Consider the following 22,468-nt stretch of genomic DNA (forward strand, 5'->3'; position numbering starts at 1 on the left):
CCGTCCGGATCTACGCCGGAAGGTCGAAGGCGCCCGCCTTGATCCCGCCGATGAAGGCGACCCACTCGGCGTACGTGAACTTCAGCGCGCCGCCCTCGCGGTTCTTGGAGTCCCGGACGGCCACGCCCCCCGCGACCACCGCGACCTCGACGCAGGTTCCGTCATCGCTCGACCGGCGGCTCTTCCGCCACGTTGCGTCGGCAAGATCCATTCGTGATTCCTCTCGCTGCACGGTCCGAGCGGTTACCGACCTGTCTCACCTGCTCCTGGGCTTCGAGCATAGAACCGGCCCCGGTCCCGTCCGTGTGAACAGCGGAATGTCGTGGAGATCCGGCGAAGTCGCCCACCGTGCCGGAGCAGCCGTCCGGCGGACGCCCCGATCGAGGCCGTCGACCAGCCGCGAGGCCGATCCGGCAGCCGCCGGGTTTGACCTCAATTCAGGTTGAGGTTCTAACGTCGTCCCGTACGGCTGGGCAGGGATGAGGGAGACAGTGTCGAGCAGCATCGATACCGGGGTCGGCGAGAGGCTGAAGGATGCCTTCCGCCGGTTTCCGACCGGGGTCGCGGTGATCGCCGCGGGCGGGCCACGGGGGCCGGCCGGGCTCACCGCGTCCAGCGTGGCGTCGGTCTCGATGGATCCGCCGGCACTGTCGTTCTCGGTGATGGGGTCCCGCTCGGCGCGGGCGATCCTGACCGCGCCGAGTCTCACCGTCAACCTTCTCGGCCCGGCGCACCTCGCCCTGGCCCGGGCCTTCGCCCGGTCGGACGGGCCGCGTTTCACCCCGGAGCAGGGGTGGGACATGCTGCCGACCGGCGAGCCGTTCCTGCCCGGCGCCCAGGCGAGCCTGCGGGCCGTACCGCTGCACCGGGTTCCGGTCGGTGACTCGACGGTGGTCGTCGCCACCGTGATCGAGGTGCTGCTCGGCCCGGCCCGCGGACGGCTCGTGCACCACGACCGCGAGTTCCACCCCCACCACGGAGACGAGTTCTGATGCGACTGCCCCGGCTGTTCACCCCGCGTACCGTCGTGAGCGCCCACTGCGCTCTGCCGTGCGGCGTCTACGACCCGGCTCAGGCCCGGATCGAGGCCGAGTCGATCAAGGCGATCGCGGAGAAGTACCAGGCGAACGAGGATCCGGAGTTCCGTACCCGGGCCCTGATCATCAAGGAGCAGCGGGCCGAGCTGGTCAAGCACCACCTGTGGGTGCTGTGGACCGACTACTTCAAGGCGCCGCACTTCGAGAAGTACCCGCACCTGCACCAGCTCTTCAACGAGGCCACCAAGCTGGCCGGGGCCGGCGGCGCGAAGGGCTCGGTCGACCCGGCTGTCGCCGACCGGCTGCTCGGCAAGATCGAGGAGATCTCGAAGATCTTCTGGGAGACCAAGCAGGCCTGACATCGGCTGCCCGGCCGGTCACCGACACGGTGACCGGCCGAAGCCTCCGGCTCATCTGCCCTCGGGGAAGTCCTCGACGTCCTCGTATCCGGCCGGCGCGGGCGGCTCGACGGGCGCGTAGATCACCCGGAGCACGCCGGTCGGGAACGCCTCGGTGGCCAGCACCTTCAGATGCTGAACCGGGGCGCCGTCGACGAAGAGCTTCTCGCCCTTACCGGCCGCCACCGGGTGCACGAGCAGCCGCAGCTCGTCGACCAGCCCGGCGGCGAGCAGCTGGTGCACCACGTTCAGGGAGCCCGGGATCAGGATGCCCTTGATGCTCTCGTCCGCCTTCAGCGCCCGTACGGCGTCGATCAGGTCGCCGTCGATGAGCTCCGAGTTGCGCCAGGTGAGCTCCGGCGCCTGACGCGAGGCGACCACCTTGCGGACGTCGCCGAGCTGCTTGGCGAACGGCGCGTCGTCGCCACCGCCGGCCTCGCGCTCGGGCCAGGCGCCGGCGAAGCTGTCGTACGTCTTCCGCCCGATCAGCAGCACGTCGGAGGTGTCGTAGTCCTCGGTGATCGCGCGGCCCATGTTCTCGTCGAAGTACGGGAAGTGCCAGGCCGGGTCGATCTCGGCGACGCCGTCGGCGGAGATGAACAGGGTGGAGATGACCTTTGCCATGGTGGTGGCCCCTTCGTGTCGGTGGTCTCGGTTCAGTAGACCGGGCCACCGACACGAACTCATCGGTCCGGGCGGAATCAGTTCAACGCGTTCAGGAACGGCTCGTGGCTGTTCTTGAACTCCCAGCTGTAGAACCGGTCCCAGTTGATCGACCAGGTCATCAGTCCCCGGAAGTCCGGGTTCAGACCGCTGCGCGGCGTGTAACCGCCACAGTTCGACCCCTTGACCAGGCAGTTGACCGCCTGCTGGACACCCGCCGGGGCGACGTGGCCGTTGCCGGCGCTCACCGAGCTGGGCGCCCCGAACGCGATCTGGTCCTCACGCAGCCCCGGGAACACGTTGGCGGTGTTGCCCGCGACGGGGAATCCGGCCAGCAGCATGTCGGTCATCGCGATGTGGAAGTCGGCGCCGCCCATCGAGTGGTACTGGTTGTCCAGCCCCATGATCGAGCCGGAGTTGTAGTCCTGGACGTGCAGCACGGTGATGTCGTTGCGCAGCGCGTGGATCACCGGCAGGTACGAGCCGGCGCGGGGATCCTGGCCACCCCACGGACCGGAGCCGTAATACTGGTAGCCGAGCTGGACGAAGAACGTCTCCGGGGCCATGGTCAGGACGAATCCGGCGCCGTAGCGGGTCTTCAGCGACTTGAGCGCGCTGATCAGGTTGACGATGACCGGCGTGGTCGGGTTCTTGAAGTCGGTGTCGCCGGTGTTCAGCGACAGCGAGTGGCCCTCGAAGTCGACGTCGACGCCGTCCAGGCCGTACTTGTCGATGATCGCGCTCACCGAGCTGACGAACTTGTCGCGGGCCGCGGTCGTGGTGAGCTGCACCTGTCCGTTCTGCCCGCCGATGGAGAGCAGCACCTTCTTGCCGGCCTGACGCTTGGCCTTGATGGCGGCGATGAACTGGGCCTCGGTCTCCACGCCGGGACACTCGGTGGCCGGGCAGAGGGTGAACCGGATGTCACCGGACGTGACACTGGTCGGCTCGCCGAAGGAGAGGTTGATGATGTCCCACTCGGCGGGCACGTCGGCCATCTTCAGGTAACCGGCGCCGTTGGCGAAGCTCGCGTGCAGGTAGCCGATGAGTGCGTGCCTCGGCAGACCACCGACGGGGATCGGGGTGCTCGGCGAGGTCGACGGGCTGGGCGACGTGGAGGGCGACGTCGACGGGGATGGGCTGGTCGACGGCGACTTCGAGGGCGACGGGCTGGACGGCGACGGGTCGGTGGTGCCGCCGCAAGCGCCGTTGTTGATCCAGACGTCCCACTGGCCGCTCTTGAGGGCCGGGTCCTCGCCCTGGGTCCACCACTTGGCCGTGTAGTTGTTGCCGCCCTTGGAGGCGACGTTGTCCTTGACGTAGACGGAGGAGGCGCTCCAGACGGGAGCACAGGCCACGGCCGCGCTCGCGGTGGAGGCCACGTAGACGAGGGAGCCCGCGGAGGCCAGGGCCGTCGCCGTGGCCAGGAGAACGGATCGACGCATGGCTAATTATTAGGACTGTTAACTGTATAAGTAAATAGCGTCGATCGAACCCGGTAGGTGTTGGAGCCGTACTGGAACTAAGGTGGCACCGGTCACGTCGGCCCCGGAGACGCTTGCCTCGGTGTTGCCTGGCCGTGGAATCATGCGTGTTCGATGTCGGAGCGGGGCTAGGAGACCGGTTGCCCAAGTCAACGAAACGCCGCACGCCATTGTGGGCGCGGCTCTGTGCCGCGTTCGGCGCCGTGCTGCTGATTGTCAGCGGCGGCACGCTGGTCACCGGCCAGACCCTCATCGCGAAGTACACCAGCGGCTTCACCGACGAGGGCCTGCTCGAGGGTGACGCCGCGCAGGCAGCGACGAAGAAGGAAGAGATCAAGGGCCCGCTGACGATCCTCCTCGTCGGCATCGACCCGCGTAAGCCGGAGACTCCTCCGCTGTCCGACTCGATCCTCGTCGCGCACATTCCGGCCGATATGAGCACGGCGTATCTGTTCTCAATGCCCCGTGACCTTTATGTGGACATTCCGGCCGACTCGAAGTCCGGCGTCCGGGCGCACCGCGGGAAGATCAACTCGGCGATGGCCCTGGGCAGCCAGGTGAACGGCAAGATCGACGTCACGAACGGCTTCAAGCTGCTCTCCAAGACGATCCGCGACTACACCGGCATCGACAAGTTCGACGCCGCGGCGATCATCAACTTCGGCGGCTTCAAGGACATCGTCGAGGCGCTCGGCGGCGTCTCCATGGTCATCGACATGGACGTGAAGTCGGAGCACCTGACGCCGGAGGGCAAGCAGCGGCCACGCAAGGCGAGCTGCCCCGTGACCTCCAACTGCGACCACCCGTACACCGGGCCCCAGATGTATTACAAGAAGAGCACCAAGCCGGTCCGGCTCCAGCCGTGGCAGGCGCTCGACTACGTCCGCCAGCGGTACCCGAACGTCGAGGGCGTCAAGATGAGCGACTACGACCGGCAGCGCCACCAGCAGCAGTTCATCAAGGCCATGGCGAAAGAGGCGATGAGCAAGGGCGTCATCACCGACATCGGCAAGATGACGAAGATCCTGGACGCGGCCGGCAAGTCGCTGACCTTCGCCGGTGGCGGCAACAGCCCCGTCGAGTGGGCGCTGGCGCTCAAGGACATCAACGTCGACGACATGGTCACGGTCAAGCTCGAGGGCGGCGGGGTGTTCCAGAACCCGGCCAACAACACGGGTTACCTCGGTGAGCGGTTCCTCAAGCCGGAGCAGGCCGCCGACTTCTTCACCGCGGTGAAGGAGGACCGGGTCGCCCAGTTCCTGATCGACAACCCGAGCATCGTGAACATGGACAGCTAGCACCGGACGAAACCGATGGGGCGCCGCGGATACCGCGGCGCCCCATCGTCGTTCACGGCCTGGATCAGGCGCGGGCCCACTTCTGGTTGGCGGTGCCGCCACAGTCCCAGAGCTGGAGCTGGGCGCCGTTCGCGTTGTTCCAGCCGGTGATGTCGACACACTTGTTGGCCGAGACGTTCACGAGGTCGCCGGCGCCGGAGAGGGTGAACCGCTGCACCGGGTTGCCGTTGCAGGTGACCAGCTGGATCGGGGTGCCGTTGGACAGGGCGCCACCGGCCGGGTCCATGCACTTGCCGAGCGCGCGCATCGTCCCGTCACTGTTGGCGGTCCACTGCTGGGCGCCGGTGCCGTTGCAGTCGTACATCTGCAGGCGAGCGCCGTCGGTGGCCGTACCGCCGGGGATGTCGATGCACTTGCCGTTGAAGTTGCTCTTCAGGGCGTTGCCGCCGGCCGGGGGCGGGGTGGTCGAGTCGTTCCAGGCCGAGACGCGCACCCAGTCGACCAGCATGGTCTGCGGGAACGAGGTGGAGGCGTCCGGGCTGCCCGGCCAGTTGCCGCCGACCGCCACGTTCAGGATCAGGAAGAACGGGTGGTCGAAGACCCACTGACGGCCGCCCAGCGAGGCCGGGGTGACCCGGAAGTACTCACTGCCGTCGAGGTACCAGACGATCAGGTTCGGAGACCATTCCACCGCGTACGAGTGGAAGGCGTCCCCGAGCGGCGCGGAGAGGGTCCGGTTGCCCCCGATGGCGCTGCCGCCGGAGTAGCCGGGTCCGTGGACCGTGCCGTAGAGCTTGTTCGGCTCCTTGCCGACGTTCTCCATGATGTCGATCTCGCCGGACTGCGGCCAGCCGACGCTGCCCAGGTTGTCGCCGAGCATCCAGAACGCGGGCCAGATGCCCTGCCCCTTCGGCACCTTGATGCTGGCCTCGAACCGGCCGTAACGCTGGGTGAACTTGCCGGAGGTGAGGATCCGGCCGGAGGTGTACTGGCACGTGCCGTACCAGCACTGGAGGTTGGACGGGTTCTCCTTGCGGGCGGTGATCGCGAGGTGCCCCTGGCCGTCCTGGCGGACGTTGTTCGTGGAGTTGGTGTAGTACTGCAATTCGCTGTTGCCGAAGCCGCCACCACCGACGTCGAAGTTCCACTTCGAGCCGTCGATCGCCGCGCCGGCCCCGCCGTTGAACTCGTCGGACCAGGTCACCGGGCCGACGGCGGCGTCCGCCGTGTCGCCCTGGGAGGCGAGGGTCAGGCTGCCGGCCAGCGTGATCGCGACGACGGCAGCGCCCAGCAGAGTGCGTATCCCGCGCATGGGGATCCTCCTGGGGGAGAGGTGTCGATATTAAAAACATTGTTAAGAGTTCGATGGTCATGAGTCAATGGCGACGGGTTCCGGAACCGTCGATAACACCTTCTTCCTGCGCGATCCCGGCACACCCGACGCCCACTCTCCGGATTCATCCCATTTCAGCGCCGAAATATGCCACCGATTAAACAATCGTTAAGGCATTAAGAACGCCTATCTGTGGGCTACGCCACCATTCCCGATAGCGTTGCGCCTCTCAGGTATGTTCGGTTGCGCCGGAGCGGCGGGGGACCCGCTCCGAGCTGCCCAAAAGGCATTTAGAAACAATTCTTCGGAGAGTCACACAATGACGCCATCAACGTCTGTCAATAGACGTGCCGTGCTCCGCTACGGCGCCGCCACCGCGGCCGTCGCCAGTGGAGTCGCCGGCGCACAAATGCTCGCCACTCCGGCCGCCGGCAAGGACCCGCGCGACTTCGAGCTCGAATACCGTGGAAAGAGGATCCGGGGCGTGCACGTCGGCGCGGCGGAGGTCCGGTCGCTCGCCCGGGGCCGGTCGCGGTCGCACGAGGTCTGGATCAACGACCGCAAGCTGGCCGTCATGGAGGTCGACCTGCCGGGCGCCACGGTCGGGTTCATCAGCGCGATCAACCACTACCAGCCGGTCCTCATCGACACCGATCGCAACCGGGGCGGCCTGCTCGAGCTCACCAGACGCGCCGTCGACGTGCTCGGCGACACCGAACTGACCGCCCTGGCCGGGGTCGGCCACGAGCACGGGAGCTGACCATGGGCGTCCGCAAGAGCGCACGTGACCTGACCACCGCCGAGAAGGCCGCCTTCGTCGCCGCCGTGAAGCAGCTCAAGGCGCAGTCCGGTGGCCGCAACTACGACTGGTTCGTCACCACGCACATCAACTTCTTCGCCGCGGTCGGCGGGATCCGGTACGCCCACCAGTCCCCGTCGTTCCTGCCCTGGCACCGGCAGTACCTGATCGAGTTCGAGAAGGCGCTGCAGGCGATCAACCCGGCCGTGAACCTCCCCTACTGGGACTGGACCACCGACCGGACCATCGGCGGCGTCCCGTTCACCGCCGACTTCATGGGCGGCAACGGGTCGGGTGGCAACGGCCCGGTCACCACCGGCCCGTTCGCCGGCGCGACCAACTGGCGGATCACGGTCAGCTCGTCGTCGTCGACGTCGCTACGGCGCGCCATGGGCAGCAACACCCTGCCGACCTCGGCCCAGGTCACCTCGGTGCTCGACGTCGCGGCCTACGACGCCGCGCCGTGGAACAGCTCGGCGACCAACGGCATGCGCAACCGGATGGAGGGCTGGCGCTCGCCGAACCTGCACAACACCGTCCACGTGTGGGTCGGCGGTCACATGGGCCAGCAGGACTCCCCCAACGACCCGGTGTTCTGGCTGCACCACTGCAACATCGACCGGCTGTGGTCGCGGTGGCAGACCCGGTGGGGCTTCGACGGCGCCCACTACGTGCCGGCCGCGAACACCTCCGGCGTCATCGATCTGAACGAGGTCATGCAGCCGTGGGCGGGAGTCACCCCGGCGACCGTTCTCGATCACCGGAGTGCCTACACCTACGCCTGAGGCGGGGCCCCGAACTGCTGGGGCTGGGGCTGGGGCGGAGCCGGCGGCGGGAAACCGTCGCCGGCGGCCACGGCCGGGTCGCCCTTGCCCGCGTCCAGCACGTGCCGCTTGACGATCAGGCCGGTGCCGACCACGAACATCAGCGCGCCCACGCCGATCGCGCCGTACCGGAACAGCTCGTCGTGCGACTTCTGGTCCTCGAAACTGCGTGTCGTCGAGTTGCCCTTGCGGGTCTCCACGCACTCGTCGCCCGGCTTCATCACCGAGACGCCACATTTCACCTCGTCACCACCGAGGGCGAACACACCGAAACAGAAGACGGCGATGCCACCGAGGGCCGCGCCATATCGATTGCTGAGTAGTCTGCCAATCACGGCGGAGACCATAATCGATGCGACGACTCGTCGCCGCCCCGTCGGCTTTCGGGCAAAAGTCCACTTAAGGCCGACAGTGCCGCTTTACTTACGTTCGTGCACGCTTTGGCTCGTACCCCCGCTGTGGTGGTGGCTCTCGTCCTCGCTGCCGGCGCGGCAGCCACGCCGATCCGCGCCGCACCCGCGCCGCCCCTCTGGGACCACGTCGGCTACGACGCCGAGGACAGCTGGTCCAACCCGAGAGAATCCGCGATCACCGCTGACACCGTGCGGCGTCTTGTCCGCAAATGGTCAGTGCCGTTGCGCTCGGCGGAGACGTGCTCGTCGTTCAGCGGGCCGATCGTCGCGGGCGGTCGGGTCTTCGTCGGCGACCTGGCCGGGATCACGGCTTACGACGCGGCGACCGGCACCCGGCGATGGAGCCATGACTGGAACGGCGCGATCGAGGGCGGCACACCCCGGATGGCGGTCGCCGGCGGGCTGCTCGTCGTCGGCTACAACGACTGCATGTCGGTCAGCGACCCGAACCCGGTGCTGGTCGCGCTGGACGTGCGCAGTGGACTGCTGCGCTGGTCCGCGAGCTCGCCGCTGGTCGGCACCATGATCGTCGACAAGGGCGCGGTGCTCGTCTCCGGCACCGACGTCTCCGGGGACTCGGAGACGGTCACCTACCGGGTGAGTGACGGGCGGGAGCTGTGGAAGGCGCCCGGCCGCCGGGTCGGCGGCTCGTCCGCGAACGGTGTGGTCGCCGGGTTCGCGGCCGGCGGCTCCAAGTCGTTCGACATCGTCACCGGCGCGGTGCGGTGGTCCACGAGACTGCACCTCCGCACCGAGGCGGCGAACCCGGCCGGCGACGTCTTCTACGGCGCCGACGACAGGGAGCGCCTGGTGGCGGTGAACGTCGGGACCGGCGCGGTCCGCTGGACGGCGCCCGGGCCCACCGAGCTGATCGCCGCCGACGGAAACCGGCTCTACCGGTCCGACGGCGAGGCGATCACCGCCCTGGACGCCCGCACCGGTAAGCAGGTGTGGCGGCGGGACCTGCCCCGGTACGGCGGACAGCCGGTGGTGGCCGGCGGGGTCGTCTACGCCGGGGGCATCGCGCTGGACGCCGCCCGCGGCACGGTGATCACCGGCACGCTCCCACTCGGCGGCGAACTGATCGTGACCGGTGGCGTGCTCTACCAGTCACACGAGGGCTCGCTCACCGCGTACGCCGTCACCGGCTCCGGAAGATCCGCAGGAAGAACAGGAAGACGTTGAGGATGTCGAGGAAGATCGACGCGGCCAGCAGCGGCGCGGCCTCGATGTCACGGGACCGTCGCAGGCGCTGGAAGTCGAACATGATGAAGCCCGCGAAGATCACCAGACCGAGCACGGAGTAGACCAGCGCGCCGTTCGGGATGTTCACGAAGATCAGCACGATGCCGAAGAGCAGCAGTGCCACGAGGGCCCAGAAACAGATCCGGGCGAGCGCCGACAGGTCCCGGCGGGTGGCCCATCCGGCCGCGCCGAACCCGGCCACGAACATCGCCGTGGCCGCGCCGGCCTGCCAGAGCGCCTGCGGGTCGGTGCTCGCGTAGTAGACAAGCGTCGGCGCCAGTGCGACCCCGGTGAGCAGTCCGAACGCGCCGAGCAGCGCGACCGTCGTGGACTGCGACCTCCGGACGGTGAAGTACATGGCGATCAGGGCGGCGAACGAGGCGAGGTACGCGAGGAAGGCGAACCCGGCGGGCAGATTCCGGCCGAGGTACGCGCCGAGGGCGAACAGGCCGGTGGTGCCCGCGACGTAGCCCATGGTCCGGGCGAACAGGATGTGGCCACGGTCGCGGGCGGCGACCGCGGCCCGGCGGTACGCATAGGTGTCGTCCATTCCCCGACGATGAGCCCCTACGACCGGCAGGACACCGTCCGCCGGGGATGACCCGTGATTTTAGGAAGTTTAAGGTTCGCCCTCTTTACATTCACTGTTAACAGTCCTAAACATTGATGCATCCCCAGGTCATCCATGGAAGGACTCCGATGAGGCGTTCCCGATCCTTGATACTCGCCACGGTCACGGCGCTGGCGGCGGGTGGCGCGGCGACCTATTTCGCGGGCAATGCCTCAGCCGCTGCGGCCTGCGCACCCGCCTGGAGCGCCTCCGCGGTCTACGTCGGCGGCAACACGGCCTCGCAGAACGGCCACAACTACACCGCCAAGTGGTGGACGCAGAACGAGTCGCCGGCCGTCCGTAGCGGCCAGTGGGACGTGTGGGCCGACAACGGCGTCTGTGGCGGCACCAACCCGTCGCCGTCGCCCAGCACGTCCCCGTCCTCCTCGCCGTCGCCTTCGACATCGCCCTCGACATCGCCCTCGACGTCACCTTCGACCTCGCCGAGCCCGTCGACGTCGCCCAGCACCCCCACCGGGTCGCTGCCGAAGCACTTCCTCACCGGCTACTGGCAGAACTTCGACAACGGCGCCGCCCCGCTCAAGCTGGCCGCCGTCCCCGCCACGTACGACCTGATCGCGGTGGCCTTCGCCGACGCCACCGGCACCGCCGGCGCGGTCACCTTCAACCTCGACCCGGGGCTGGCCACCGCGGTCGGCGGCTACACCGACGCCCAGTTCAAGGCCGACATCGGCACGCTGCACTCGCGTGGCAAGAAGGTGGTCATCTCGGTCGGCGGCGAGAAGGGCACGGTCGCCGTCAACAGCGCGGCCGCCGCCACCGCGTTCGCCGACTCGGTCCACCGGCTGATCCAGACCTACGGCTTCGACGGGGTCGACATCGACCTGGAGAACGGGCTCGACGCCACCTACATGGCGAGCGCGCTCCGCAGCCTGCGGGCCAAGGTGGGCAGCAGTCTGATCATCACGATGGCGCCGCAGACCATCGACATGCAGAACCCACAGTCCTCGTACTTCAAGCTCGCGCTCGACATCAAGGACATCCTCACCGTCGTCTTCACCCAGTACTACAACTCCGGCGCGATGCTCGGCTGTGACAACAACGCGGCGTACGGCCAGGGCAGCATCAACTTCCTGACCGCGCTCTCCTGCATCCCGCTGCAGAACGGGCTCCGCCCCGACCAGATCGCGCTCGGTCTGCCGGCCAGCACCCGCGCCGCCGGTGGCGGTTACGTCGCCCCGTCCGTGGTCAACGCCGCCCTCGACTGCCTGGCCAAGGGCACCAACTGCGGCACCTTCAAGCCGCCGGCCACCTATCCCGGTATTCGGGGCGCGATGACCTGGTCCATCAACTGGGATGTGACCAACGGCAACGCCTGGGCCAACACCATCGACCCGCACCTCGCCACTCTTCCCTGACCTCTCGTCCTCGCAGGAAGCATCCCCATGAAACTGAGCAGGAAGATCGCCCTCGTGACCTCGGTCGGCGCGGTGGCCACGGCCGCCGCGGTCCTCCCGATGGCCACCTCGAACGCGGCCGCCGCGTGCGCCCCGGCCTGGAGCGCCTCGGCCGTCTACGTGAAGGACAACGTCGCTTCACAGAGCGGCCACAACTACACCGCCAAGTGGTGGACGCAGAACGAGTCGCCGGCCACCAACAGCACCCAGTGGGCCGTCTGGATCGACAACGGCGTCTGTGGCGGCACCACCCCGACCACGCCGCCGACGACCCCGCCGACCGGCCCCACCACCCCGCCGCCGGCCACCGGCACCAAGATGGCGTCCGCGCCGTATCTCTACCCGGGCTGGGGCAACCCGCCCGCCCCGGCGACGATCGTGCAGGCCACCGGCATCAAGGCCTTCACCATCGCGTTCGTGCTGGCCAGTAACGGCTGCAACCCGGCGTGGGACGGCTCGTCCGGCCTGACCGGCGGCGCGCACGCCAGCACCATCGCGGCGATCCGGGCGGCCGGCGCCGACGTGGTCCCGTCGATCGGCGGCTGGAGCGGCAACAAGCTCGGCCCCAACTGCTCGACCGCCGAGGCGCTCGCCGGCGCGTACCAGAAGGTGATCGACACCTTCCAGCTCAAGGCGATCGACATCGACATCGAGAACACCGACGAGTTCGAGAACTACGTCGTCGCGGACCGGATCGTGGACGCGCTGAAGATCGTCAAGCAGCGCAACCCGAACGTGAAGACCATCCTGACCTTCGGCACCACGACGACCGGCCCGAACGCCCACGGTGTCCGGCTGATCCAGCAGGCCAAGGCCAAGGGCGCGAACATCGACATCTTCACCCAGATGCCGTTCGACTTCAGCGGCGGCGCCGACATGTACGCCTCGACCGTCGGTGCCACCGAGGGCCTGAAGAACGTGCTCAAGTCGACGTTCGGCTACACCGACGCCCAGGCGTACTCCCGAATGGGCATCTCCGGCATGAACGGTCTCTCCGACCAGCAGGAGGTCACCTCGGTCGACACCTGGACCCGGATCCGTGACTACGCCAAGAGCAAGGGCCTGGCCCGCTTCACCTTCTGGGCGGTCAACCGCGACCGTGGCTGCGCCGGCGGCGGCGTGGTCAGCGACTGCTCCGGCATCGCGCAGGCCGACTGGGCGTTCACCCGGGTGAGCGCCGGCTTCTGATCCAGACACTGACGCGCGGTCGCCCGTGGGGGGCGGCCGCGCGTCCGCGTGTGTGGGCTTGTCAGGGCAGGTTGATCGGGCGCAGCACCCGGTCGACGCCGTGGGCGATCTGGCGGCTGGCCTTGTTGATGTCGACCCGGACCACGCGGGCGTTACGGTCGCTGAAGTCGAGGTCGATGATCGAGATCTTCCGGCCGTGGCTGTAGACGTTGACCTTGATCGGCGAGCCGGCGGCGGTCTTCAGCTTGACGTTGTCGGACTTGAGCGCCGTCTTGGCGTTGATCCGGGCGCCCGGCACGACGTGGTAGAGCAGCACCGACTCGACGGTGTCGATGCCGAGGCCGGCCACCGCGGTGAAGGCCTTCTTCTCGCCGGGCAGCTTCTTCGACTTGGTGATGTCCTGCACCAGCAGCTGGAAGGCACGGTCGTTGGGCAGGAACGCGGTCAGCTTCGTCTTGCCGTCGGTGAGGACCTTGACCGGGCTGGACGGCTTGGCCTTGAGCACCGCCTGCACGGCCGCGGCCAGGATGTCGTAGTCGTGGCCGTTGCGGTCGAAGCCGCTCTTGTCCTTCAGCAGGACGGCGGCCAGAGACTTGGTGCCGAGCGGCTTGGTGTGCGCTGCGGCGGGTGCCGCGGTCAGGGCGGAAGCGACGATGGCGGCGGTGGCCACGGCGGCGGCGCGGGTGCCGACTCGGGTGAACCTCATCTTCGGACGTCCTTTCCGGTACGGGGTGGCGGCCTCTGTGCCGCCACCCCGTACTTCGCTCGGTGCGGACGATCTGGATGCAGTGATCGGCGAAAAATTCTCCGCGGGGCCCGCGAGGGCTGATCGATCAGCGCGTCAGCTTCACCGTGATCCTCGACCCGGTGGAGCCGGTGACCGTGGCGGAGCCGCCGTAGGTGGCCGTGACGCGGTAGGTGCCCTTCGGCAGGCGACCGAGGTCGAGGACCGCGACGCCCCTGCCGTTCAGCCGGACCGTACGGACCACCTGCTTCCCACCACGGACCGCGACGATCCGCACGGTGCCGGACGCCGTGACCCCGGACGCGGTGGTGACCTTCACCGTGAGCTGGGACTTCTTCGCCGCCAGCGTGGTCTTGGACGCTACCGGGACGACCTTCAGCGTGAGGTCCGCGGCGGAACCGGCATACCGGCTGTCGCCCAGGTAGACGACCCGCAGCTTCCGGGTGCCGACACCGATGTTCCGGGCCAGCGTGACCGTGGCCTTACCGGCGGACAGGGTGCCGGAGCCGACCGCGGTGGAGCCCAGCAGCACCCGTACCGTGCCCGAGGGTTTGGCCCGCAGCGCGCCGCCGACCGTCACCCGCACCACGGGAGCCGTGCCGTAGGCGACCTTCGCCGAGGTGAGCGTCGCCTGCGTGGCGCTCGGGGCGAGGACCACACCGGCCGGCGGGAGGACCGCCTGGTTCGTGGTCTCGACGTTGCCGGCCACATCGACGGCCCGGTAGAGGACCGTCGAGGTCAGCGGCACGGTGTACGGCTGCCAGGTCGCGCCGCCGTCCGTGGAGTACTCCACCCGGCTGACGCCTGAGGTGTCGTCGGCGGCCCGCAGGGACACGGTCCGGCCCTTCACGTCGACGCTCGCCTGCGAGACCGGGGCGGTCCGGTCGATCCGCACGGTGACCGAGCCGATTCCGGAGGTGTTGCCGGCGGCGTCGACGGCCACGTATTCGACCAGGTGGATACCGTCGCGATCGATGGTGAGCGGCCCGGTCTGATCGGTCCAGGCGCCGGCCGGCTCACCGGAGCGCGTGACGCGGACCTTCGGTACGAGTGGGCCGTCCACCTCGTCCACGGCGGTCACGGTCACCGTGGCCGGGCCGGTGAGCCAACCGGGTGCGGCAGTGGCGGTCACCGTGGGCGCACCCTCGTCGGGCACTGTCACCACCGCGGTGGCCTTGACGTTCTGGCTCTCGGTGATGGTTCCGGAGACCGAGAAGCGGCCCGGCCGGGCGTACGCGGAGGCGGGCACGCTGTCCCAGGTGACCGCGACACTCGACGAGGAACCGTCCGCGTACCGGGCGGTGACCTGGGCCGGCAGGGTCGGCGCGACACCCGCCCGGGTGGTCAGCGGCACCTCGTCGACACCCTTGACCAGCAGGTTCGGCTGGTAGGTGGTGAGCAGCCGGTCGTACTCCTCCTGCGTGACCGGCAGGACGGTGCCGTGCCGGGGCCGCTTGGGCAGCGAGTACGAGGCGGCCTTGGTCCACACGCCCGAGTCGAGGTCGGTGGAGGTGAAGGGCACGTAGCCCTGGCCGCCGTACTCGTCGACGAACAGGTACCACCGGTCCTTGCCGTCGGCATCGGGAGTGTTCGACTTGAACACCAGCGGGCCCTCACCGGCGCTGACCCCACCGGCGCCGATGCAGTCCTTGACGAACTGGTAACCGGTGCTGCGCAGGTCGGTGGACTTCTCCTCGACGATGAACTTGCTGCACGGCGAGGTGGACGAGTTGTTCCGCTCGTCCTTGGTGAACCGGTAGTAGGTCCCGTTGTGGTCGATCATGGTGGAGTCGATCACCGAGTAACCCGGGTCGACCCACACCTTCGCCTCGCTGAACGTGCGGAAGTCGCGCGTCGTCGCGTACATCATCTTGTTGTAGGTGCCGCCGGTGTGGTTCGGGTCGTTCGCGGCGTAGAGCTTCGAGGCCCAGAAGACCACGTACGCGCCGAGGTCCTTGTCGTAGTAGGCCTCCGGCGCCCAGGTGTTGCCGGCCGTGTCGGGCGAGACCTTCACGAGGCGCTGGTCGGTCCAGTTGACCAGGTCGGTGGACTCCCACACCATGATCGACTTGCTGCCGGTGCGCTGCGACGCGTCCCAGTCTCCGTTGCCGTAGATCTTGAGATCCGTGGCGATCTGGTAGAACTTGTCGCCCTCCGGCGAGCGGATGATGAACGGGTCACGCAGGCCCTTCGTGCCCAGTGACGAGGTCAGCACCGGCTTGGCGTTGTTGACCTCGCGGTAGGACAGCGGGTCGTTCGCCTTGCTCACCGCGAGGTAGATCTGCTCGCCGTCGGCGGTCCCCTCGCCGGTGAAGTAGCTGAACAGGTAGCCGGCCTTGGCCCGCGCCGGGGGCAGCTCCGGCACGGTGGCCGTGATCGTCCGGGTGGCCGAGGCCCCACCGACGACCACCGTCGCGGTCAGGGCGACGGTCGTGCTCCCCTGACCGGCGGCCGGCCGGTGCACGAGGCCGGTGCCGTCGATGATCCCGGGCCGGTCCGAGGACCAGGTGACCGTCGCGCCGTGGACACCCGTCGACGGCAGCGTCAGGTTGCCCCGCACGTCGTCGACGTCGTGCACGACCAGGCCGGCCGCCGCCTCCCGGACCGCCTCGGTCGCGGTCAGCTGCGGCCGGACGGTGATCGGGAAGGACTTCGTGGCGGTCAGCGCACCTCGGGTCAGGGTGGCGGTCAGCGTCGCCGTGGCATCCGGCTGACCGGCCTCCGGCCTGGTCACCACACCGGCCGAGGTGATCACGGCGGGGTCGCTGGTGGTCCAGGTGATCTTCGAGCCGTACGGGGCGGAGGCCGGCAGAGTCAGGTCGGAGGCGACGGCGGTGGTGTCGCCCAGGTCCAGAGCGACCCGATCGGCGGCGAGCTCGGTGGCCACGACCGGTTCGGCCAGGGTCCTCAGCTCGGACCCGTCGAGCGCCCGGCCGTACACCCGGAAGTCCTTGATCCTGCCCTTGAAGAGCCGGTCGCCGCTGTAGTTGGACTTGCCGATGTAGTTGGCCGTCGTCTTCCCGGCGCCGATCGCACCGGGTTTGATGGTGACCGCGGTGTTCGTGGCGATCGGCGTGCCGTCCTCGTAGAGGATCCCGGTGGTGCCGGTCTGGGTGTAGGCGAGGTGCTTCCACGTGCCGCGGTCGAGCGGTCGCGCGGGCGACGGGCCGGTGGTCTGCTCGGTGGACCAGTTGCCGGTGGCGATCGCGGTGCGGAGGCTGTTTCCGCCGGTGAACAGGTATCCGTCGCCGTAGCCGGTGGCACTGCTGGTGTTGCCGAATCCATACAGGAAGTACGGCGTGGACTGCTGTGGGTCCATGAAGACGTCGAAGGACACCGAGACGGAGTCGAGTCCGGCCAGGACGTTGTCCGGCGCCTTCACGTAGGTGCTGGAGCCGTCGAAGGTCAGGCCGTCGCCGCTGGTCCAGGACGCCGTGCCGGCGACCGTCCCGGTGCGGTTGTTGCCGGACGAGTCGGTGGCCGACGCGCCGGACTTCTCGTCGAGCTTGTACCAGAGCACCAGGCCGTCGGTGATCGCCGCGGCCTGCTCGGCCCGGGCGGGCGACGGCGCGGCCAGGGGCAGCAGCAGGAGAGTCGCGGCGGCCGTCGCCAGACTCCCGAAGGGTATGCGCATCTAGGGTTCCTTCGAGCGGGCAGAAGGGGGAGGAGCACGATGGACGGGAGGACGATCCCGTTTCGTCACCGTGGATGGAGCGAGTGTGAGCGCTCACACACTGTTGGTCAACTTAACTGTTAAGCCGCTCTATCTCTTCGCTCACCAGCCCAGATGGCTCCGCGTCAGTGCGGAGATCCGCTCGACCGACTCGATCCCCTCCTTCCGCGTCCGGTGCCCGTGCGACAGCACGGAGAGCGCGACGTCGGTCTTCTCCCCGTGGATCCGGCCGGTGCTGTTGACGATCCACCGGTTGTCCTCGGTGGACCGTGACATCCAGCCGTTCTTCTGCGCCGTCGACTCCCCCTCGAACGAGGCCGCGCTGATCCCCCATGTCTGATCGGCGTTGACCGAGCCCATGAGCTGCAGGATCTGCGCCCTGGACGCCTCGGTGAGAGGGCTGCCGGACGTGGTCAGCGCGGACACCAGCCGGGTCTGGTCCTTCGCCGTGGTGGTGGTCAGGCCGAACTTCGGGTCCGGGTCGGTGTCGTCGAGGCCGATGCGCCGCAGGGCCTGCCGCAGCCCGGCCGTTCCACCGACCTTCGCGTACACCTGCACGGCCGCCTCGTTGTCACTGGCCACGATCATCTTGCGGACCCGCTTCTGCTCGGCCGAGGTCAACCCCCGGCCCGCGTCCTGTGCCTTCAGCAGCAGCGCGGCCATCAGGGGCACCTTCACCACACTGGCCGTCTCGAACTCACGATCGCCCCGGTAGTCGTACCGGTGCCCGGTCCTGCGGTCGACGAGCGAGACCGCGAAGTCCAGGCCGGCGGCCGCGTGCTCACGCAGAGCCTCGTCGAGCCGCGACACCCGCTGCGACCAGGTGCCGACCGCCAGCGACCGGTCGACCAGGTCGCCCTTGCGTGGGCCCTGGTAGATCAGGCCCGGCACCATCTTGACGTCACCCTCGATCGTCTCCAGGTCACCGGTGTCCTCGCGGCCCACGTTCGCCGGCCGGGGCAGAGGGCTCACCCCGCCGCCGGCGAGAGCGCCGGACAGGAAGTCCCGGAAGATCTGGTACGGCATACCGTCGCCGTTGATGGCCTTGCCGTTCGCGGTGCGGATCGGCCCCGGCTTGTCCCGTCCCACCCAGACGGCCGCGGCGAGACCGGAGGCCCACCCGGTCGTCCAGGCGTCGGAGGAGTCGGCCGTGTCGCCGTACTGCTGCGACCCGGTCTTCGCGGCCGCCTCGACGCCGGGAACCCGGCCCTCCGAGTCGACGACCTGCGACAACACGGCGCCGACGTCGGCCGCCACCCCGGCATCGAGCACCCGTTCCGGGCCGGCCTCGTGCCGGTGCAGGACGCCACCCCCGGCAGCGACGACCGAGACCACGAAATGGCGGTCCGTCCGCTCGCCGCCGCCGGCCAGGGTGGCGTAGACGCTCGCCATGTCGGCCGGTGCGACCGCGTACCGGCCGATGGCGATGTCGGCGCGGGTCCGGCCGGGCGCCGGCTCCCCCTTCAGGTCGACCATGGTGGCCTGGTCGCCGTACTTCTCCGGCACCCCCAGCCGGAGGGCGAGATCGCGGATCCGGTTCGGGCCGATCTTCTCGGCCAGGGCGTAGAACGGCGTGTTCAGCGAGTGCACCATCGCGACGTCCAGCGGGCACATCGGGCACTGCAGGTTGTCCTGGTTGTAGAGCGGGGCGCCGCCACGATCGGCGAACACCCGCGGCGAGGTGCCGTTGTAATACGACCGGAAGCTGATCCCGCGCTCCTCGGCGGCGGCCAGGACCAGCGGTTTGAACGTGGAAGCGGGCGGCCGGGCGGCCAGGGCGTCGTCGTAGAAGCCGCGGCCCCGGTCGCCACCGTAGTAGGCGCGCACTCCGCCGTCCTGCGGATCGATCGCCACCAGCGCGGTCCGCAGCTCCTCGGGCTGGCCGTCGAGGGCCCGCGCGATGCTCGCGGTGGCGGCCCGCTGTGCGGTGGCGTCGAGCGTGGTGGTGATGCTCAGGCCACCGGTGCGGATCTGCTGACGGGTGAAGCCGGCGACCACCAGCTCGTCCTCGACCCGGTCGGTGATCAGCCCGATCGGCCCGTCGATGGCGGCGGCGGTGACGGACTCCGCGGCGACGGTCGGGTACGGCGTGCGGTCGGCCGCCCCGTCCGGAAGCCAGCCCGCCTCGCTCATCGCCCGCAGGATCCACTTCCAGCGATCCAGCGTCCACTCCGGATCCAGTGCCGGGTCGCCGCGGGTCGGGTCCTTGACCATCGCGGCCAGTACGGCGCCCTGTTCCGTGGTCAGCCGGTCGACGGACACTCCGAAGAAGGCGTGCGCCGCGGCCTCGATGCCGTACGCGCCCCGGCCGAAATAGATGGTGTTGAGGTAGCGCTCGAGGATCTGGTCCTTGCTGTACCGGTCCTCGACCTTCAGCGCGAGCGCCGCCTCCCGTGCCTTGCGGCTGACCGTCCGCTCCTGTGTCAGGTACGCGTTGCGCACGTACTGCTGGGTGATCGTCGAGGCGCCCTCGCCGCTGTCGTCCATCACGTTCGACCAGAGCGCCCGGACCAGGCCACGCGCCGAGACGCCGTAGTGGTCGGCGAACCCGCGGTCCTCGGCGGCGAGGAAGGCCTGGCGGACGCCGGCGGGCACCCGGTCCAGGGTGACGTCGGTGCGGTCGGTGAGCCCGATCCGCGCGAGAACCGTCCGGCCGTCGCGGTAGTAGAGGACCGAGGCCTGCGGCGGCACCGGATCCGGTGGCAGGTCCACGCTCGCGACGTAGCCGACGGCGGCCACCACCAGCGTCGTCTGGACCACGAGGAGCACCGCCAGGGTGCGCCGGACCCACCGGGGCAACGCCTTCACCCGGCGCCACCCCTGGCGCAACGCCGCACCGATCCGAGCCATGCGCTTCTCCCCTCCACGAACTGATAGGGCATCGACACACATCCGCACGGAGGACGTTTGAGGGATCGATTCGGTGCGCGATCGACAGCGAAAGTGCTTTATGTCTCTTTCTGACTTTTCGAGTAACCTGTGGGCCGCAACCATGACGTCACGACGATGCGGAATCGACCCGTCGTTCCGTAGGATCGGCCGACGTCGCCATCGCGCACGCTGCAGGGATAGGGGCTGGAATGGTTCGTGGAGTGCCGCGCCACAGGCATCGGCTGATGGCGGGAGCCACCGTGACAGCGGTCGTCGCCGGGGGGATGGCGCTGTCCACCGGCACCGCGATGTCCGCCGACCACGCCGCACACCAGGCGCTCGCCGCGGCCGCCGCCGGCGCCACACAGGTGACCGTCGGGTCCGGCCGGGTCGCGCTCAACCAGCCCGCCGACCCCTTCCTCGGCAAGACCCTCCCGGCGCCGAACGCCCACCTGACCGGCATGTACTCGTCCCAGGTGGCGTGGCCGCTGGTCGGCATCCACATGGCGCTGCTGCCCAACGGGCACGTGGTCAGCTACGGGACCCCGCCCGGCGAGGCCAGACAGGGCGGCTTCTCCTACGACGACTGGGACCCGGCCGCCGGTGTCGGCGTGACCGCGCACCGGCAGACGCCGTCCATGCACTCGTACGACGCGTTCTGCAACATCCTCGAGCGGCTGCCCGACGGCCGGCTGCTGATGGTGGGCGGCAACTCCACGACCGCGACGATGATCTACGACCCGGCCACCGGGCAGCAGACGATGGGCGCGCAACTCAACCGCCAGCGGTGGTACGCCTCCGTGCTGCGCCTGCCCGACGACCGGATGCTCGCCCTCGGCGGCGGCAACTCCTACAACGTCGACGCGTTCCAGAAGCCGAACGACAACACGACCGTCGCCACCACCCCGGAGATCGGCACCGGGACCGGGGCGTGGACCAGGCTGACCGGCGCGGACAGCACGATCGCGTTCGGTGCGAAGGACAACCGCTGGTGGTATCCGCGGGCGTACGTCGCACCCGACGGCAAGGTCTTCGGCGTCTCGTACGACCAGATGTGGAGACTCGACCCGACCGGCGCCGGCAAGGTCACCTCGCTGGGCACGCTGCCCGTCCCGATCGGCGTCTCCGGCTCCTCGGTGATGTACGCGCCGGGCCGGCTGCTGTTCGCCGGCGGCGGCCAGTACAACAACGGCAGCAACCAGGTCGGCACCAACCGGGCCACCGCCGTCGACATCAACGGAACGACTCCGAGGACGGCCGAGACCAGCGCGATGCGGCTCGCGCGCAACTGGCTCAACCTGACTGTCCTGCCCAACGGCGAGGTGCTGGCCAACGGCGGCACCCGGGTCGGCACCCAGGCGGGGGCGGCCAACTCGGCGTACGACTCGGAGATCTGGAACCCCGCCACCGGCAAGTGGCGCGACGCCGCCAGGGCGCAGCGGATCCGCAGCTACCACTCCACGGCGGTGCTGATGCCGAGCGGCTCGGTGCTGACCGCGGCCGGCGGCGTGCCGGGTCCCGAGGACAACTTCAACGCCGAGGTCTACTACCCGCCGTACCTGTTCGCCAAGGGCTCCGACGGCCGGGTCCGCTGGGCGAACCGGCCGCAGATCACCGGCATCAGCGGCTCCCTGACCTACGGCGGCACCGTGTCGCTCGGGCTCTCCGACGGGCGCAAGCTGACGTCGCTGTCCTTGATCCGGGCCACCAGCGTCACCCACTCGTACAACACCGACCAGCGCCGTGTGCCGCTGTCGTTCCGCCAGGACGGCGCGGCGGTCACCGCGACCATGCCGGCCAACGCCAACCTGCTGCCCCCCGGCTCGTACCTTCTCTCCGGTGTGGACGCCGACGGTGTGCCCACCCCGGCGCAGATGGTCACGATCAAGCGGTCCGGCGCCGGCTCCGTCACCGTGTACGAGAAGGACCGCACCGCCGCCGACCTCACCGGTCCGAGCGCGAAGGTGCGGTTCCCGGTCACCGACGGCTACATCAGGGCCGGCGCGAGCCTCCGGGTCGAAGCCGCCGACCCCCGCGGGATCGCCGGCACCGAGCTGTGGATCAACGGCAGGCGCCAGCCGTCCCTGCGCTGGGACCCCAAGGCGAAGGACGGCACGGCCACGATGACCGTCCGGGTCTACGACTCCCTGAACAACCTCACGCAGATCACCCGCAAGGTCGTCGTCGACAGCCGCCGGCCGACACTGAAGATCACCAGTGCGCCGGCGAACAACAGCAGGCTGCGCAAGAAGGTGACCGTCACGGCCACCGCCGCGGACAAGAACGTCGTCACCCGGGTCGAGCTGCTGATCGACGGCAAGGTCGTCGCCACCGACAGGAAGGCCGCCTACCGGCTCACTCTCGACCCGGCGAAGTACGGCAGGAAGTTCACCATGCGGGTACGGGCCTACGACCGCGCCGGCAACGTCATGTACAGCACCAAGCGCACCTACCGGCGCTGAGTCATGG

General features: G+C 69.1%; 18 protein-coding genes. 9 read left to right on the forward strand and 9 right to left on the reverse strand.

The genetic code is table 11. From position 1 onward, the window contains the following. Positions 1 to 10: 10 nt before the first annotated feature. Entirely contained in the window at positions 11 to 211 is a 201-nt protein-coding gene (locus tag ACQPZW_RS47960; RefSeq protein WP_433792615.1) for a DUF397 domain-containing protein, read from the reverse strand. Between the two features lie 280 nt (positions 212 to 491). Between ACQPZW_RS47960 and ACQPZW_RS47965 the strand changes: the two genes are divergently transcribed. Both ACQPZW_RS47965 and sodN read left to right on the forward strand, forming a co-directional pair. Then, on the forward strand, positions 492 to 992 hold the full coding sequence (locus tag ACQPZW_RS47965; protein WP_433792616.1) for a flavin reductase family protein: 501 nt from the start codon (positions 492 to 494) through the stop codon (positions 990 to 992). Beyond that, on the forward strand, positions 992 to 1,396 hold the full coding sequence (sodN, locus tag ACQPZW_RS47970; protein ID WP_433792617.1) for a superoxide dismutase, Ni: 405 nt from the start codon (positions 992 to 994) through the stop codon (positions 1,394 to 1,396). Before ACQPZW_RS47965 ends, sodN begins: the two co-directional genes overlap by 1 nt. Positions 1,397 to 1,447: 51 nt before the next feature. On the opposite strand, the gene ACQPZW_RS47975 is transcribed toward sodN, so the two are convergent. Together ACQPZW_RS47975 and ACQPZW_RS47980 are read right to left on the reverse strand one after the other, a co-directional pair. Beyond that, complete coding sequence (locus ACQPZW_RS47975; RefSeq protein ID WP_433792618.1) at positions 1,448 to 2,059, reverse strand: dihydrofolate reductase family protein; 612 nt, start codon at positions 2,057 to 2,059, stop codon at positions 1,448 to 1,450. A gap of 77 nt (positions 2,060 to 2,136) precedes the next feature. Beyond that, positions 2,137 to 3,543, reverse strand: a complete 1,407-nt coding sequence (locus tag ACQPZW_RS47980) for a chitinase (protein ID WP_433792619.1) — start codon at positions 3,541 to 3,543, stop codon at positions 2,137 to 2,139. 179 nt (positions 3,544 to 3,722) lie between these two features. Between ACQPZW_RS47980 and ACQPZW_RS47985 the strand changes: the two genes are divergently transcribed. After that, a complete protein-coding gene (locus tag ACQPZW_RS47985) occupies positions 3,723 to 4,880 on the forward strand; it encodes an LCP family protein (RefSeq protein ID WP_433792620.1) in 1,158 nt (385 codons plus the stop codon). A gap of 64 nt (positions 4,881 to 4,944) precedes the next feature. On the opposite strand, the gene ACQPZW_RS47990 is transcribed toward ACQPZW_RS47985, so the two are convergent. Further along, positions 4,945 to 6,192 (reverse strand): family 16 glycosylhydrolase, encoded by a 1,248-nt coding sequence (locus ACQPZW_RS47990; RefSeq protein WP_433792621.1) that lies wholly within the window; start codon positions 6,190 to 6,192, stop codon positions 4,945 to 4,947. 373 nt (positions 6,193 to 6,565) lie between these two features. Here ACQPZW_RS47990 and ACQPZW_RS47995 point away from each other — a divergent pair, with 373 nt between their 5' ends. Both ACQPZW_RS47995 and ACQPZW_RS48000 read left to right on the forward strand, forming a co-directional pair. Beyond that, positions 6,566 to 6,973 (forward strand): tyrosinase family oxidase copper chaperone, encoded by a 408-nt coding sequence (locus ACQPZW_RS47995; RefSeq protein ID WP_433792622.1) that lies wholly within the window; start codon positions 6,566 to 6,568, stop codon positions 6,971 to 6,973. A gap of 2 nt (positions 6,974 to 6,975) precedes the next feature. Beyond that, the gene (locus ACQPZW_RS48000; protein ID WP_433792623.1) at positions 6,976 to 7,797 is read left to right on the forward strand and encodes a tyrosinase family protein; all 822 of its coding nucleotides are present in this window, start codon (positions 6,976 to 6,978) and stop codon (positions 7,795 to 7,797) included. On the opposite strand, the gene ACQPZW_RS48005 is transcribed toward ACQPZW_RS48000, so the two are convergent. After that, positions 7,788 to 8,171: a hypothetical protein gene (locus ACQPZW_RS48005; protein ID WP_433792624.1), complete on the reverse strand. Its 384-nt coding sequence runs from the start codon at positions 8,169 to 8,171 to the stop codon at positions 7,788 to 7,790. The genes ACQPZW_RS48000 and ACQPZW_RS48005 overlap by 10 nt on opposite strands. Positions 8,172 to 8,267: 96 nt before the next feature. Here ACQPZW_RS48005 and ACQPZW_RS48010 point away from each other — a divergent pair, with 96 nt between their 5' ends. Beyond that, on the forward strand, positions 8,268 to 9,434 hold the full coding sequence (locus tag ACQPZW_RS48010; RefSeq protein ID WP_433792625.1) for a PQQ-binding-like beta-propeller repeat protein: 1,167 nt from the start codon (positions 8,268 to 8,270) through the stop codon (positions 9,432 to 9,434). Here the strand turns inward: ACQPZW_RS48010 and ACQPZW_RS48015 are convergent. Then, positions 9,391 to 10,044, reverse strand: coding sequence for a Bax inhibitor-1/YccA family protein (locus ACQPZW_RS48015; protein ID WP_433792626.1), 654 nt, complete (start codon positions 10,042 to 10,044; stop codon positions 9,391 to 9,393). The two genes, ACQPZW_RS48010 and ACQPZW_RS48015, sit on opposite strands and share 44 nt — an antisense overlap. A 149-nt stretch (positions 10,045 to 10,193) precedes the next feature. On the opposite strand from ACQPZW_RS48015, the gene ACQPZW_RS48020 reads away from it, so the two are divergent. Next, positions 10,194 to 11,483, forward strand: a complete 1,290-nt coding sequence (locus tag ACQPZW_RS48020) for a chitinase (protein WP_433792627.1) — start codon at positions 10,194 to 10,196, stop codon at positions 11,481 to 11,483. 27 nt (positions 11,484 to 11,510) lie between these two features. Further along, positions 11,511 to 12,710 (forward strand): chitinase, encoded by a 1,200-nt coding sequence (locus ACQPZW_RS48025; RefSeq protein WP_433792628.1) that lies wholly within the window; start codon positions 11,511 to 11,513, stop codon positions 12,708 to 12,710. Positions 12,711 to 12,771: 61 nt separating this feature from the next. Here the strand turns inward: ACQPZW_RS48025 and ACQPZW_RS48030 are convergent, their stop codons facing one another. From ACQPZW_RS48030 to ACQPZW_RS48040, 3 genes are all read right to left on the reverse strand, one after another. Continuing rightward, positions 12,772 to 13,416, reverse strand: a complete 645-nt coding sequence (locus tag ACQPZW_RS48030) for a fasciclin domain-containing protein (protein ID WP_433792629.1) — start codon at positions 13,414 to 13,416, stop codon at positions 12,772 to 12,774. 127 nt (positions 13,417 to 13,543) lie between these two features. Next, positions 13,544 to 17,089, reverse strand: coding sequence for an immunoglobulin-like domain-containing protein (locus ACQPZW_RS48035; RefSeq protein WP_433792630.1), 3,546 nt, complete (start codon positions 17,087 to 17,089; stop codon positions 13,544 to 13,546). Between the two features lie 141 nt (positions 17,090 to 17,230). Then, positions 17,231 to 19,978: a transglycosylase domain-containing protein gene (locus ACQPZW_RS48040; protein WP_433792631.1), complete on the reverse strand. Its 2,748-nt coding sequence runs from the start codon at positions 19,976 to 19,978 to the stop codon at positions 17,231 to 17,233. 281 nt (positions 19,979 to 20,259) lie between these two features. Between ACQPZW_RS48040 and ACQPZW_RS48045 the strand changes: the two genes are divergently transcribed. Next, positions 20,260 to 22,461 (forward strand): galactose oxidase-like domain-containing protein, encoded by a 2,202-nt coding sequence (locus ACQPZW_RS48045; protein ID WP_433792632.1) that lies wholly within the window; start codon positions 20,260 to 20,262, stop codon positions 22,459 to 22,461. Positions 22,462 to 22,468 lie beyond the last annotated feature (7 nt).

This window comes from Actinoplanes sp. CA-252034 (assembly GCF_050956125.1).
GTDB lineage: Bacteria > Actinomycetota > Actinomycetes > Mycobacteriales > Micromonosporaceae > Actinoplanes.